This window comes from Clostridioides sp. ZZV15-6598 (genome assembly GCF_020657705.1).
Taxonomy (GTDB): Bacteria; Bacillota; Clostridia; order Peptostreptococcales; family Peptostreptococcaceae; genus Clostridioides; species Clostridioides difficile_F.
Genome location: NZ_JAGWCS010000007.1, coordinates 17612 through 33016 on the forward strand (window position 1 = coordinate 17612; position 15405 = coordinate 33016).

Consider the following 15405-nt stretch of genomic DNA (forward strand, 5'->3'; position numbering starts at 1 on the left):
GTTTTAAATAAAATGGAAGAAATTATACTTGAAGTAAATAATTTTAGCAAAGATTTTAAATTACACGCGTTAAACAAAACTATAAAAGCATGTAGTGAAATAAATTTTACAATTTCCAAAGGTGAATTTTTAGGAATAATAGGAAAATCTGGAGCGGGAAAGTCTACTATATTAAAAAGTATTTATAAAACATATATCCCAACGACTGGAGAGATAATATTCAACTCAGAAATATATGGAAAGATAGATTTATCTACAATTGGTGATAGAGAAATGATAAATCTTAGAAAAAAGGAAATAGGATATGTATCACAGTTTTTAAAAACACTTCCACGAATAACTGCTATTGAGCTAGTAGTACATTCTTTGATTGAGAGTGGATTTGAAAAAGATTGTGCATATGATATGGCAAAAGACATACTAATTCAATTTGAAATAAAGGAAAATTTATGGGATGCCTATCCGAATAATTTTTCTGGTGGAGAAAAATTAAGATTAAATCTAGCACAAGCTATGGTTAAAAAACCTAGACTTTTGTTGCTTGATGAACCAACTGCATCACTTGATAATCAATCTAAAATATATGTAAAAGAAAAAATGTTGGAACTTAAAAGTCAAGGCACTACAATGATAGGGATATTTCATGATATAGAATTTATGGAGACGGTTATAGATAAAACCTTTACTATGACAAAAGGCACTATAAGTGAAAGCGGGGTAGCTTAGATGGTAAAATTAATTCATAATGCAAATATTGTATTGGAAGATAAAATATTAGAAAGTGGCCATTTAATTATAGAAGGAGATACAATAAAGAAAGTTTCAAATGATAAGATTGATTACTTACTAGATTTCAATGAGATAGATGAAATAATAGATGCAAAAAACTTATACGTTATACCTGGTATCATAGATATTCATAGTGATGCTATTGAAAAGGAAATAGAGCCAAGACCAAGTACATTATTACCATTTAATATGGCTTTTTATGAGCTAGACAAAAAACTACCTGCAAATGGAATAACGACAGTTTATCATTCTATATCTTTGGGTGATGGAGTAGGAGTTAGAAGTATTGATAATTCTTTGAAAATGATTGAAAATATTGATTCGTACAAAAACATAAATAGTAAGAGTATAAATCATAAAGTTCATTTAAGATATGAAGTGTTGTACCATGAAGGCTTAGATAAGGTATCAGAGTTATTAGACAAAGATAAAATAGACTATTTATCTATAATGGACCATTCTCCAGGACAAGGTCAGTATACAAATCCAAAGTTCTATAGAGAATATGCTACTAAAGTATGGGGAGTAACAGAAAATTATGTAGATACATGGTTAGATGACTTAGTAGATTTACATGATAATTTAGATTGGAATAAAATAGCTAGTGTTATAGGAATGGCAAAAACTAAAAATATAAATGTTGCATCACATGATGATGATACATTAGAAAAAATGGATTTTATAAAAAATATAGGAGTTAATGTATCTGAATTTCCTATAACTCTTGAAGTTGCAAAACATTCAAAGAAAGTGGGTGTTTTAACTTGTCTAGGTGCACCAAATATTGTAAGAGGGAAATCTCATAATAACAACTTAAAGGCAATGGATGCCATATTGGAAGACTGCTGTGATATTGTTTGCTCAGACTATCTTCCATCAGCAATGATAAAGTCCATGTGCATAGTTGCACAAAAAACTAACAGTCTAAATAAAGCAGTTAACCTATTTACTTCAAATCCAGCTAAAGCAGTTGGTATATATGATGAAAGAGGTAGCATAAAAGAAAATAAAAAAGCAGATTTAGTTTTATTGGATATTGATAGTGAGTATCCAAGAGTTGTAAATACTATTGTAAATGGAAAGACAGTTTATAAAAGGGAGGTATAAAAATTGTTAACAGATTTACATTGTCATACAAGCATATCAGATAATAATTTCACTACAGAAGAAATAATTAAGAGAGCATCAGAAAATAATATAAGTGTTTTAGCAATAACAAATCATGATACATTGTCTGGATTAGATGAAGCTATCGTATTGGGCGAAAATTATGGAATAACGATAATACCAGGTATAGAAATATCAGCATACGATTATAAAAACAGAAAAAGAGTTCATATCTTGGGCTATAATATAGATTTAAATAGTCAAGAAATAAAAAATTTATGTAATCCAATGGTTTGTGATAGACATAAAGCATCTGTTAAGATGGTAAATAAAATTATAGATTTAGGATATAAAATATCTCTAGAAGATGTAAAGAAATATACATCAAAGACTGGAATATTTAAACAACATATAATGAAAGCACTTATAGATAAAGGATATACAGATAAAATATATTCAAACTTATATAAAGAGTTGTTTCATAGAGGAAATGGTAAGGCGTATGTATCTTTAAAGTATGTAGATTATAAAGATGCAATAAGAGCCATAAAAAGCTCTGGTGGAATTTGCGTACTAGCTCATCCTGGCCAAATGGACAATTTTAATGCTATTGAAGATATGGTGAATGTTGGATTAGATGGGATAGAAGTGTATCATCCATCTCACAATAAAGACTTAGAAAAAGAGTCACTTTCTTATGCTAAGAAATATAATTTAGTTGTTACAGGAGGCTCAGATTATCATGGGCTCTACTCTCAGCATGAGTGTGACCTTGGAAGTAAAAGCTTAAATAGAGAAGATTTATTTAAGTTTAGGTTAGCCTTAGGAGGGGTTTTATAAATGTCTTTTTTACAAGTTAAAGATGTAAGTAAAAGTTATGGACAAGTCAAAGTGCTAAAAGACATATCTATTGACATTGAAAAAGGAGAGTTTATTTGTTTATTGGGACCAAGTGGTTGTGGTAAAAGTACATTGCTTAGGATAATTGCAGGACTTGAAGACAAACATGATGGAAAAATAATAATAAATGATAAGGATATGACGAACTCACCACCTGAAAATAGAAATTTTGGTATAGTTTTTCAGTCATATGCACTATTTCCAAATATGACTGTTTACAAAAATATAGCTTTTGGCTTAGAAAACAAAAATATAAATAAATCTAATATTGATAAGAAAGTTAAAGAAGTTTTAGAGGTAGTAGAATTAAGTGGATATGAAAAGAAATATCCTTCTCAATTATCAGGAGGGCAACAACAGAGAGTTGCACTAGCTCGTGCAATTGCTTTAGAGCCAGATTTTTTACTTCTTGATGAACCCTTATCTGCACTAGATGCAAAAGTAAGATTGAAACTTAGGGAACAGATTAGAAGTTTACATAGAAAGCTTGGGATTACAACTATAATGGTAACTCACGACCAAGAAGAGGCACTTTGCTTGGCGGATAAAATGGTTGTTATGAATAGTGGTGAAATAATACAAGTTGGGACTCCAAAGGAAGTCTATAAAAATCCAGATACACCTTTTGTAGCTGACTTTATAGGAACAATAAATTTTATAGATGATGGGATTAATAAGATAGCTATTAGACCAGAAGATATAAAGGTAGAATTTAATAGAGATTCTAAAGACAATGATATCAAAGTTGGAGAAATCTTAGACATTGAATTTAGAGGATTTAACTACAGAATTACAGTTGAGTATTGCTCTAAGAAAATAAAATTAGACATAGTTTCAAAAGTTGCAGAACAAATGAAACTATGTATAGGCTCTAAAATAAATTTTAAAATTCCCAAAGAAGGAATTGTAGAATATAAATCAGAGGGATGTGCTTAATAGCTAGGGGTGAATAAATGATAACAACAAAAAACAAAAGAAGGATAAGTGATAGCACAATACAAAAATGTTTTTTAATTTTTTCGCTAATTGTACTAATAGTATTTATATTGTTTCCATTAGTATCATTATTAAAAAATGCATTTTTAGATACAAGTGGAAATTTCATAGGTATTTCAAATTTTAGTAAATATGCCGAAAACCCAAGTCTTATAGCATCATTTAAAAATTCAATTTTTGTATCCACAGTTTCATCTTTAATATCGCTGTGCTTAGCGTTTATCTATTCATATGCAATAACAAGAACAAATATAAAATTTAAGAATTTTTTCAAAACTATGGGAATGTTTCCTCTTTTTGCACCGACTATGTTATATGGTATTTCACTTATATACCTTTTCGGAAATAAAGGAATATTTACAACAATGGGATTTGAGATACCATTATATGGACCATTAGGAATAATTGTCTCTCAAATACTGTTTACATTCCCACAAGCTTTTTTAATACTATCTGTTGCACTTTCTATGGCAGATTATAGACTTTACGAAGCAGCAGATAGCTTAGGGGCTAGTGATTTTAAAAAGTTTTTTAAAATTACAATTCCAGGTATAAAGTACTCACTAGTAAGCTCTTTCTTTGTATCCTTTATACTTGCGTTTACAGACTTTGGAGCGGCAAAAGTAGTCGGAGGAAACTATAATGTATTAGCTACGGATATATATAAGCAAGTAGTGGGGCAGTTTAACATACCAATGGGAGCAACTGTTTCTATGGTAATGTTAATTCCTGTTCTAATAGCTTTTACGTTAGACAAGATGGCAAGTAAAAAACAAGGAATGACTATAACAGCAAAATCTATGCCTTATAAGATTAAAGAAAATAAATTTAGAGATAGAGTATTTCTAATAGCATGTAGTTTTATAACTTTATTAATCTTCATCTTGATATTTATTTCAGTTATAGGTTCGGTTATAAAGCTATGGCCATACAACCTAAGCTTTACGATGGAACATTATACATTTAAAGGTATTTTAGGAAGCGGATTAAAAACTTATTTAAGCAGTTTAAAAATATCAACATTAACAGCGATATTTGGAACTGTATTTGTGTTTTTTAGTGCATACATGATAGAAAAAGTGGATAAATTTCCACGATTAAGACAAACAGCTTACTTCTTATCTATGATACCAATGGCATTGCCAGGTTTAGTACTAGGAATATCATATATAACTTTTTTTAACTCAGCAAATAACCCATTAAATTTCCTATATGGTGGTACAGCCATACTTGTCATAGTAAATATAGTACATTTTTATTCTGTTTGCTTTATAACTTCAAACTCATCACTAAAAATGTTGGATAGAGAGTATGAATTAGTCGCGAAATCTATAAATATTCCATTTTATAAAGTGTTTTTTAACATCACAGTACCAATGTCTATAACATCAATACTTGAGATAGTAGTATATTATTTTGTAAACTCAATGGTTACTGTTTCAGCATTAATATTCTTGTATACTCCTCAAACTCAAACTGCATCAATATCAATATTGAAGTTAGATGAGATAGGATATATAGGACCATCAGCAGCTATGGCAGTATTAGTGCTTTTAACAAATATAATAGTAAGACTTTGCTATGAATTTGTAACAAAAAAATTAAAAAACAATACACAAAAATGGCAACAAAAAGATGTTGCATAGGGGAGGTAAATATGAAATTTAAGAAGCTAGTTTCTTTAGGAGTATTATCAACACTTTTATTGAGTGTAATAACAGGATGTAGCACTGCCTCATCAGGTGGAGACTCAAAGTCTGATAGTAAAACAAAAGGTGAGTTAACAGTTTACACAGCAATCGAAGAAGACAGTATAGACCCATATTTAGCTACATTTAGAGAAAAATATCCAGATATTAAATTAAATGTTGTTAGGGCATCGACAGGAGATATAACAGCGAGATTATTAGCAGAAAAAGATAATCCACAAGCAGATGTTGTATGGGGAATTGCTGCCACAAGCTTGTTAGTTGCAGATGACCAAGGAATGTTAGAACCATATGCTCCAGAAGGGTCTGATAAGATAGAATCTGCATTTAAAGATGATAAAGAAGTGCCTTCATGGGTTGGTATAGATGCTTGGATGACAGGTATAACTGTAAATACTAAAGAATTAAAAGATAAAAATATACCAGTTCCTAGTTCTTATGAAGATTTGATAAAGCCAGAATATAAAGGTCTTATATCTATGCCAAATCCATCTTCTTCTGGAACAGGATATTTAACAGTGTCAGCACTTATACAAATTATGGGAGAAGAGAAGGCATGGCAGTATATGGATAAGTTACATGAAAATATTGGTGTATATACTCAATCTGGTTCAGCTCCAGCTACATCATCAGCTTCAGGAGAATACCCTATAGGGATATCTTTTGGATATAGAGGTATAAAATTAAAAGAAGAAGGTTATCCAGTAGAAGTAGTGTTTCCAAAAGAAGGTTCTGGATGGGATATAGAAGCAAACGCTCTTGTTAAAAAGGATAATATAAAAGAAGCTTCTAAGGTATTTTTAGATTGGGCGATAAGTAAAGATGCAATGAATGAGTATTCTAAGAACTATGCAGTTACTACAGTTGATACAGGAAACCCAATACCAGAAGGATTCCCTAAAAAGCCATTAGAGCAAATGATAGATAATGATTTAAAATCAGCAGCAAAAAATAGAGAAACTATATTAAATAAATGGATATCAAAATATGGTGGAAAGACAGAAAAGGAAAGTTAAATTCATTAATAAAACTCAATAAAAAAGAGCCTAGAATATAAATTTTATATCTAGGCTCTTTTAATATATACCTCTAAACAAAAATAAATAGGTTAGTGCCTTGATTAAATCAAATAAAAACCTTAAAATAAAGAGATGTAAACAAAAACTAAAAACAAATAAAAGGTGAATTTATATGATAAAAGAGATAATAGTAGTAGAAGGAAGAGATGATGTTACAGCAGTTAAGAGAGCAATAGATGCAGAGCTTATAACCACAGGTGGATTTGGATTTCCAAAAGGAGTAATGGAGCGTATAAAATCAGCTAATGAAAGACGTGGAGTTATAATATTTACAGACCCAGATTTTGCAGGTGAAAAAATAAGAAAAAAAATAGCATCAGAAGTTCCAGGATGTAAACATGCATTTTTACCAAGAGAAGAAGCTAAAAAGGATGGAGATATAGGTATAGAAAATGCTACTCCTAAAAGTATAATAGCGGCTTTAAATAAAGTTAGAACTGAAAGTACAGAAAAAAGAGATGAATTTAAACAAGTTGATTTGATTAGAAATGGTCTTATAGGAAATGAAGATGCATCATCTAGAAGAGATGCACTTGGTAAAATACTTGGAATTGGATATGGAAATGCAAAACAATTTTTAAATAGATTAAATAATTATGGTGTTGAAAGAGAAGAGTTTGTAAGTGCATTAAAACAAATTTAAATGTAAGCATGTATTATATGGAAAAAATATATAAAAAATAAATATAAAATTACGGAGTAATTTAAAATAGATTGTCTTTAATAAATATTTTGCTTTAAATACATGTAAACAAGTATAATTAATAGGATAAAATCTTAAAATAAGTTAAAAAGGAGTAAACGATGGATAGACTATCTTCACATAGCGCAACAAAAGAAGTAGTACAAAAACATAATTTTAAATTTTCAAAGTCTTTAGGTCAGAATTTTTTAATAGATAGTAATATAATAGATAAAATATTGGGTGGAGCTAGAGTCACAGAAGGAGATAACATAATAGAAGTAGGGCCTGGTATAGGTACACTTACTCGTGAAATGGGTAAGGTAGCAGAAAAAGTAGTAGCTATAGAAATTGACAGAAACTTAATTCCTATATTGAAAGATACCTTATCAGATTTAGAAAACATAGAAGTTATAAACCAAGATATATTAAAAGTAGATATACAAGAACTAGTAAAAAATAAATTAAATGGTGGACCAGTTAAGCTTGTAGCAAATCTTCCATATTATATAACTACACCAATAGTTATGAAGTTTTTAGAAGAGGATATACCTGTAACAGATATAGTAGTTATGGTTCAAAAAGAAGTTGCAGATAGAATGAATGCTGTTCCAAGTACAAAGGATTATGGAGCATTGTCTATAGCTGTTCAGTACTATTGTGAAACAGAAATTGTAGCAAAGGCTCCAAGACATATGTTTATACCACAACCCAATGTAGATTCAACAGTTATAGGCTTACATGTTAGAGCTGAAAAAAAATATGATGTTCATAATGAAGAAATATTTTTTAAGACAGTAAAAGCATCTTTTGGGCAAAGAAGGAAGACTCTACTTAATTCATTGGGAGGCCTTGGTTTTCTTAATAAGGACGAAATAAGAGAAATATTAAAAGAAGCCAATATAGATGAAAAAAGGCGAGGTGAAACTCTTAGTATAGAAGAGTTTGCAGTTCTTTCAAATATAGTAAATACAAAAGTATCTTCTAAATAGGAGGTACTTTTTTTTATTTTATTAACATATATTGTTTAGAGAAACTGTGTTAAGGGGGGATTGCAGTGGGTTCTAAAAGAAAGTTTAAAAGAGACTATATAATACTAGAAGCTAAAGACATAAACTTTAGATACAAAGAACGAGTACTGCCAAAAGCTTTTGCAAAAGTCGAAGTAAATGATGAAAAATCAATCATTGCATTATATGTAGAAAATCTAAAATATGTTAAAGATGGGTATAAAGCAGTAGCAATAAAAGGTGACCATGGATTAATAGACTTAGGAAATATAATTTTAAATGAACAAGGAAGAGGTGAATTTGTTTTAGATTTAGAAGATTATGATGAAGAGATAAAAGGAATTGCATTATTGTATGAAAGAAACATACCTTTAGTTGGATTTAAGGGAAATAAGATTGAAAATTATGAGGACATATTATTCCAAGATGTAGAAGATGAAGAATTAGCTGAAAGTGAAGAAGAGTATTTAGAAGAAGATATAGAGGATGAAAGTGAAGAATATAGAGAAGAAGATGATGACAATGAAGAAAATAGTGATAGTGACGAAGAATATATTATAGAAGAATATGATGAAGATGAATATGACGATTATTGGGAAGATGATGAAAATGAAGAGGGAGAATTAAAGGCAAGAGCAGATATAGAAGATTCTAGTGATGGTGAAATTGAAGAATTTAATAACTATAAAGAAATAGAAAATTATAACAAGGCTAAAGAAAACGAACGCTATGACGATATAGAATATGATGATGAATATGATGAGGATGAAGAAGACTTTGAAATAAGACATGAAGAAAAGGTAGTTGTTTCTCCAAAAACTACTAAGTCAAAGAAAACTCAAAAAGAACAAAATAATATTGAAAAAGTAAAAAGAGCTAATGGAATAAGTCAAGTAGATAGTGGAAATAAGCAAGCAGGAACATTACTTATGCCTAGACAAATAAAGAAAGGGTTAAAACTATTCAGAGAAGTTAAGCCTTTTACAGCAGATTATATAGACAATACAAGATGGTGGAAAATAGAGGTAAACCCTACAACATTGTGTGGATATTCAATGCCTTATTTAGGCTATTTAAATGTATTGAATTATACAATGTATAGTGATGCAGTTTTACATTCATATAAATATAGACATTACCTATTTGGAGTACAATATGATGAATATAATAAGAGAAAGCATTATATTTATGCTATTCCAGGAAATAGAAATGAACAACCAGACAATGGAAGCACAGGATTTTTAAGATATCAAGCTTGTGACCATAGAACCAATAGTTTAGGCTACTGGTTATGCTTTATAGATTCTAGACAGAGAAATATAGTTAGATAAAACAATAAGAATGAAAAAATTTAACTTTAACTTTCATTTCAGTAAAAAAAATTAATGAAAGTTATATAAAAATTTAAAAACTATTGATAATATTTAAATATTACACTACAATATATGTTGAAATACCTATTATATAATGGAGGAAGATTATGATAAACGAGCAAAGAATTTTAAATGAGTTCCTTGAATTAATACAGATAGACAGTTTATCTTTAAAAGAGGGGAATGTAGCTAAAGTATTAGTTGAAAAGTTAGAAGAAATAGGTTGTTCAGTTGTAGTAGATAATGCTGGTGAAAAAGCAAATGGAGAAACAGGCAATATAATAGCTACTTTAAAAGGAAATAAAGAAGGAAAGAAAATATTATTTAGTTCACATATGGATACAGTAACTCCAGGAATAGGGGTAAAACCTATAGTGGATGAAGTAAATGGAATAATAAAAAGTGATGGTACTACAATATTAGGTTCTGATGATAAAGCAGGTATAGCAGCTATATTAGAGGGATTAAGACAAGTAAAAGAAAATAATATAGAACATACTGATATTCAAGTTATCTTCTCTATATGTGAAGAATGTGGATTAGTTGGTGCTAAAAATTTAGATTATGCAAAAATAGATTCTAAATATGCCTTTGTACTAGATAGTGGCGGTTCTCCAGGAGAGATAATAGTAAAAGCTCCTGCACAAGATGTTATAAATGTTAAGATATTAGGAAAGACAGCTCATGCAGGTCTTGAGCCTGAAGCTGGTATAAGTGCTATAATGGTAGCTGCTAGAGCAATAGATAATATGAATTTACTTAGAATAGATGAAGAAACAACTGCTAACATAGGAATTATAAATGGTGGAACAGCTACAAATATAGTAACAGGAGAAATTAACATAGTTGCAGAAGCTAGAAGTCTAAAAGAAGATAAATTAGATGTTCAAACTAAGCATATGGTAGAAACTTTTGAAAAAGCTGCTAAGGATTTTGGAGCTAAAATTGAAATAGATGTAAATAGAGCATATACTCCAATAGATGTTAATGAAGATTCAGAAATAATACAACTTGCAAAAAAAGCATTTTCAAATTTAGGAATAGAAGGTCATACTGAATCTACAGGAGGAGGTAGCGATACTAATATATTAAGTAAAAATGGTATTGAAGCTATAACTCTAGGAATAGGCATGAAAAATGCTCATACATTAGATGAACATATAGCTATAAAGGATTTATATGATTCTGCAAAAATGGTAATAGAGATAATAAAAGAAGCATAAATTTAAATAATAGTGTATAATATATATATCGCCTAGCTCAAGCTAGGTGATTTTTCATTTTATAGAAGATTGATAATCTCTATTGAAAGTAAAAGATATACATTTGAATATAATAATAAATTTAATTTATGTTTAAATAGATGTTTTTAATAATATTTAGATTTAGTTTATTAGGAGGAATAACAATGGAAACAAGGTACGAGGAAGCAAATAAAATAACAATACAATCAATAATTTGGAATATAGTCTTAACAATAATTAAGGTGATAGCTGGTATTATTGGTAATTCTAGTGCTATGATTGCAGATGGATTGCATTCAGCCTCAGATATTATAAGTTCTGTAGGTGTACTGATAGGTAATTATGTATCTTCTAGACCAGGAGATAAGGAACATAATTATGGTCATGAAAAGGCAGAGACATTGGTATCATTCGTATTATCAATATTACTTATATTTGTTTCTATAACAATAGGTATAGGGGCTATTAAATCCTTATTTAACTTAGATGCATTGAGTGTTCCATCAATACTTCCGTTAATAGTGTCAGTCATTTCAATTTTTATAAAAGAGTATCAGTATAGAATAACAATAAAAGTTGCTAAAAAGATAAATTCACCAGCTTTAAAAGCAGATGCTTGGCATCATAGGTCAGATGCGCTATCTTCAGTGGCTGCATTTATAGGTATAGGAGGTTCTATTTTAGGATTTAAACCATTAGACCCAATTGCATCAGTTGTAGTAGCAGTATTTGTAGCTAAGGTAGGTATTGATATACTTATAAGTTCTGTAAATGAATTAATGGATGTTTCAGTTGATGAAGAAGAAAGACGAGAATTAAAGTTTATTGTAGCAGATACAGAGGGCGTTAAAAATCTAGGAGATATAAAGACTAGAAAGCATGGAGCTATGGCATATGTGGACTTGACTATATGTGTTGATGAAAATCTAACAGTAAAACAGGGCCACGATATTGCTACTAAGCTGGAAAAACATATAATAAAACATATGGAATTTGTAAAAGGGATAACAGTTCATGTTGAACCATGCACTAATTGCCAAGGAAATAAGTGTATAAAATAATTATAGCTTAAAAAAAAGTGTAAAAAGTTATATAATTGTTTTATGACTATAAACTCTAGGGGTGGTTAAATGAGTAAGAAAAGAAAACTAAAGAAAAAAGCTGCAATATTAATAGGAGTAGTTGTTTTCTTTATAATATACTTTATATCCTTTAAAATAGGTCTAAACATGGAAAAGGATAAGAGTGAGGTTCCAAAGAAAGTAGAAACAGAGACAGAAGATAATAGGTCTTTAATGACTCAAATAAAAGAGAAAAAGAAAATTTATGTATCAGATAAAAATGTAGAAAACATAAAAATCGAAGAAGATATGTGGAACGAGATAAAGTTCTTTTTCTCAGAATTTAAGAAAGTGAGAAATACTACTTCTTATGAAGCAATTTATGAAGGGTATTCTGATGATGGAATTAAATTTTCTACAGACCTTAATTTTTTTAGAGTCTATACTGTAAATAAAGAGGAATACTATAAAGTTCCAATTGATTCCAAGAATTCTTTTAAGAAACTTTTAGATGAGAGCATATATACTTCATTTGACCTTTTGAGTCACTATAAAGACTGGAAAGAGGTCACTATAACTTATGGAAAAGAAACTAAGAAAGTTCATAGATGGAAGTTTGATGATTTAGCACATAAGATGATTTCAAAAAGAGTTGTAGGAAAGGTTCAGCCAGAAAAAAGTAAGGAAAGAAGTGATTATAATTTCAGTATAAATATAAAAGGTGAAAATTTTGCTGTGAAAGTAGATACAATGGGCAAGGATTATGTAAAAGTTACTTCTAAGAAAACTGTCTCTTACTATGAGGTTCATACAAGTTTATTTGATTATCTTAAAAATGAAATATTTGAGATTGGAAAGAAATAAAATATTAAGAAGGCTATCAAGTGATTATATCATTTGATAGCCTAAATTAATTTTTATATGCTATTTTTAGTTACATACTATTTTTCAACTAATAAGTCTGCAACCTTATATATTGGACCAGCACCAGCAGTTATTACTAAATCATTATCATTAACATTTTCACGTAAATATTTTACTATATCTTCAAATTCTTTTATGTAGATAACATCTACATTGTTTTGATATAATTTTTCAACTAAGTCTTTAGAGTGTATATCTCCAGGATCATCTTCTCTTGCAGCATATATGTCTGTTATGATAACTTTATCAGCAGCATAGAAAGCTTCGGAAAATTCTCCTAAAAGAGATTTTGTTCTAGTATAAGTATGTGGTTGGAAGATGCACCATAAAGTTGATTTTTTTAGCTTTTTAGCAGCAGCTAAAGTAGCCTTTAATTCAGTTGGATGATGTGCATAATCATCTATTACTAAGGCATTTTTGTAGTAGCCTTTGGCTTCAAATCGTCTTCCTACACCTTTATATATTTTTACATTTTTTCTTATAGTCTCTAAATCAATACCAGAAACAAGAGCTGCCATTATAGCAGAAGAAGCATTGTATATATTATGAAGACCATATACAGAAAGCTCAAATTCTCCTAAATCTTTTCCTTGATACTCTATTTTAAATATACCATGACCACTATTATCAAAATGTATGTCTTTTATTACAGCATCATTGTCAGAATCTCTACCATATTTTATAATAGTAGCTTTGACATCATATAATATGTCATCAACATTTTCATCATCGCCATTTATTATGAAATATCCATCTGGAGGTAAAAGTTTACCAAATTTGTTAAAAGAAGCTTTGATTTCGTCTATACCTGAGAAATAATCAAGATGGTCTTCCTCAACATTTAAAACTATAGATATCTTAGGATTAAAATTAAGGAAACTATCTACATATTCACATGCTTCAGTTATAAAGTGGTTAGAATTACCTATCTTAACATTACCACCTATCATACTTAAGTTACCACCAACTAATATAGTTGGGTCTAAGTCTGCATATTCAAAAATTGTGGACAACATAGATGTTGTAGAAGTCTTTCCATGTGTACCAGAAACTGCTATAGAGTTTTTATATTCTCTCATAATCTGACCTAAAAAAGTAGCTCTGTTCATTATTAATTTATTTTTTTCTCGAGCAGCTATAAGTTCCTCATTATCTGGGTGAACTGCTGCAGTATAAACAACCATATTTACATCATCTGATATATTTTCTTTTTTTTGACCGATATAGATGTTTGCCCCTTGATCCCTAAGTTTGTCTAATAGGTATGATTCGTTTGAATCCGAACCTGAAACCTGATAACCCTTATTGATACATATTTCAGCTAATGCACTCATGCTGATACCGCCAATTCCTATAAAGTGTATATTCATAATAAAACCACCTTTCTTTTTAATTAAGTCCTACAATATGAACTATTTTTGTGGTATAATAATATAATGTTCAATATTTTATAATTAATATGCATATAATATTATATGTATTTTATTTTTGAATATAATAAAACATAAGTAATATTATACCACAATACGAATTGTTATGCATTAGTTAGTTTAACGTTATATAAAGGTACTTGTAGGAGGAAATAGTAATGAAATTTAAAAGAACAGAGAGAATTGGAGCAATAGTTAAAATACTATCTGATAATCCAAATAAAATATATACATTAAGTTATTTTACAAATCAATTTAATGCAGCAAAATCAACAATAAGTGAAGATTTATTAGTTGTAAAAAATGTATTTGAAAAACTACATTTAGGGAAAGTTATAACTATCTCAGGTGCAGCGGGAGGAGTAAAATATATACCTAAAACTTCTATAGCAGAAAATGCAGAGTTTTTAATGGAATTATGTGAGAAAATATGTGACACATCTAGAATACTATCTGGTGGTTTTTTATACTTAATTGATTTAATTTATGACCCTACAATAGCTGCTAAGATAGGAAAAATATTTGCTTCAAACATTGAATATGTAGATGCAGATTATGTTGTAACAATGGAAACAAAAGGTATACCTATGGCACTTATGACTGCAAAGGCTATGAATTTACCTCTAGTTATAATAAGAAAAGATATAAAAGTGTCAGAAGGCCCTACCCTTAGTATGACATATGTAAGTGGAAATAATTCGAAGGTTGAGAGTATGAGTTTACCAAGAAAAGCTCTTAAACCAGATAGTAAAGTTATAATTATAGATGATTTCATGAGGGGTGGAGGTACTATAAGAGGAATGGTAGACCTTATGAATGAATTTGGAGCAGAGGTTATAGGTACTGGAGTATTTATATCTACAACAAATCCTTCAGAAAAAATGGTAAAAGATTATATATCACTAATTCAGTTAGATGTTAATGGAGATAAAATAATAGTAGAACCAAACTTAAAAACTTTTAAAGATGAATATAGAAATGAAGATTTAGATGGAGAAAATGATTCAGAATTTGAATTTGAAATAGATGAAGATTAATAAAAAAAATATTTAGAAAAATATGTAAAAATAAAAAGAGGATATCCCTAGTTGTTCATAGAAT

Annotated in this window: 14 protein-coding genes; 13 read left to right on the top strand and 1 reads right to left on the bottom strand. The window is 29.3% G+C overall.

What is annotated here, in order from left to right; all coding sequences use genetic code 11:
• Positions 1–12: 12 nt before the first annotated feature.
• The 12 genes from KGF50_RS02370 (at position 13) to KGF50_RS02425 (ending at position 12814) form a co-directional block, all read left to right on the top strand.
• A complete protein-coding gene (locus KGF50_RS02370) occupies positions 13–726 on the top strand; it encodes a phosphonate C-P lyase system protein PhnL (RefSeq protein ID WP_227846643.1) in 714 nt (237 codons plus the stop codon).
• The gene (locus KGF50_RS02375; protein WP_227846644.1) at positions 727–1896 is read left to right on the top strand and encodes an alpha-D-ribose 1-methylphosphonate 5-triphosphate diphosphatase; all 1170 of its coding nucleotides are present in this window, start codon (positions 727–729) and stop codon (positions 1894–1896) included.
• Between the two features lie 3 nt (positions 1897–1899).
• Positions 1900–2736, top strand: a complete 837-nt coding sequence (locus KGF50_RS02380) for a PHP domain-containing protein (protein ID WP_227846645.1) — start codon at positions 1900–1902, stop codon at positions 2734–2736.
• Complete coding sequence (locus KGF50_RS02385) at positions 2737–3732, top strand: ATP-binding cassette domain-containing protein (RefSeq protein ID WP_227846646.1); 996 nt, start codon at positions 2737–2739, stop codon at positions 3730–3732.
• 17 nt (positions 3733–3749) lie between these two features.
• Positions 3750–5438 (top strand): putative 2-aminoethylphosphonate ABC transporter permease subunit, encoded by a 1689-nt coding sequence (locus KGF50_RS02390; protein WP_227846647.1) that lies wholly within the window; start codon positions 3750–3752, stop codon positions 5436–5438.
• 11 nt (positions 5439–5449) lie between these two features.
• The gene (locus KGF50_RS02395) at positions 5450–6517 is read left to right on the top strand and encodes a putative 2-aminoethylphosphonate ABC transporter substrate-binding protein (RefSeq protein WP_227846648.1); all 1068 of its coding nucleotides are present in this window, start codon (positions 5450–5452) and stop codon (positions 6515–6517) included.
• Positions 6518–6692: 175 nt separating this feature from the next.
• Positions 6693–7223 carry a ribonuclease M5 gene (gene rnmV / locus KGF50_RS02400; protein ID WP_227829119.1) on the top strand — a complete coding sequence of 177 codons (531 nt, stop codon included), beginning with the start codon at positions 6693–6695 and terminating at the stop codon, positions 7221–7223.
• A 161-nt stretch (positions 7224–7384) separates the two neighbouring features.
• Positions 7385–8254: a 16S rRNA (adenine(1518)-N(6)/adenine(1519)-N(6))-dimethyltransferase RsmA gene (rsmA, locus tag KGF50_RS02405; RefSeq protein WP_227846649.1), complete on the top strand. Its 870-nt coding sequence runs from the start codon at positions 7385–7387 to the stop codon at positions 8252–8254.
• Between the two features lie 65 nt (positions 8255–8319).
• A complete protein-coding gene (locus tag KGF50_RS02410) occupies positions 8320–9603 on the top strand; it encodes a hypothetical protein (RefSeq protein ID WP_227846650.1) in 1284 nt (427 codons plus the stop codon).
• A 149-nt stretch (positions 9604–9752) separates the two neighbouring features.
• Positions 9753–10868 carry a M20/M25/M40 family metallo-hydrolase gene (locus tag KGF50_RS02415; protein WP_227846651.1) on the top strand — a complete coding sequence of 372 codons (1116 nt, stop codon included), beginning with the start codon at positions 9753–9755 and terminating at the stop codon, positions 10866–10868.
• A gap of 185 nt (positions 10869–11053) precedes the next feature.
• A complete protein-coding gene (locus tag KGF50_RS02420; protein ID WP_227846652.1) occupies positions 11054–11950 on the top strand; it encodes a cation diffusion facilitator family transporter in 897 nt (298 codons plus the stop codon).
• 69 nt (positions 11951–12019) lie between these two features.
• A complete protein-coding gene (locus KGF50_RS02425) occupies positions 12020–12814 on the top strand; it encodes a hypothetical protein (RefSeq protein WP_227846653.1) in 795 nt (264 codons plus the stop codon).
• Positions 12815–12891: 77 nt separating this feature from the next.
• Here KGF50_RS02425 and murC read toward each other — a convergent pair whose 3' ends face one another.
• A complete protein-coding gene (gene murC, locus KGF50_RS02430; protein ID WP_227846654.1) occupies positions 12892–14244 on the bottom strand; it encodes a UDP-N-acetylmuramate--L-alanine ligase in 1353 nt (450 codons plus the stop codon).
• A gap of 218 nt (positions 14245–14462) precedes the next feature.
• Between murC and purR the strand changes: the two genes are divergently transcribed.
• Complete coding sequence (purR, locus tag KGF50_RS02435) at positions 14463–15341, top strand: pur operon repressor (RefSeq protein WP_227846655.1); 879 nt, start codon at positions 14463–14465, stop codon at positions 15339–15341.
• Positions 15342–15405 lie beyond the last annotated feature (64 nt).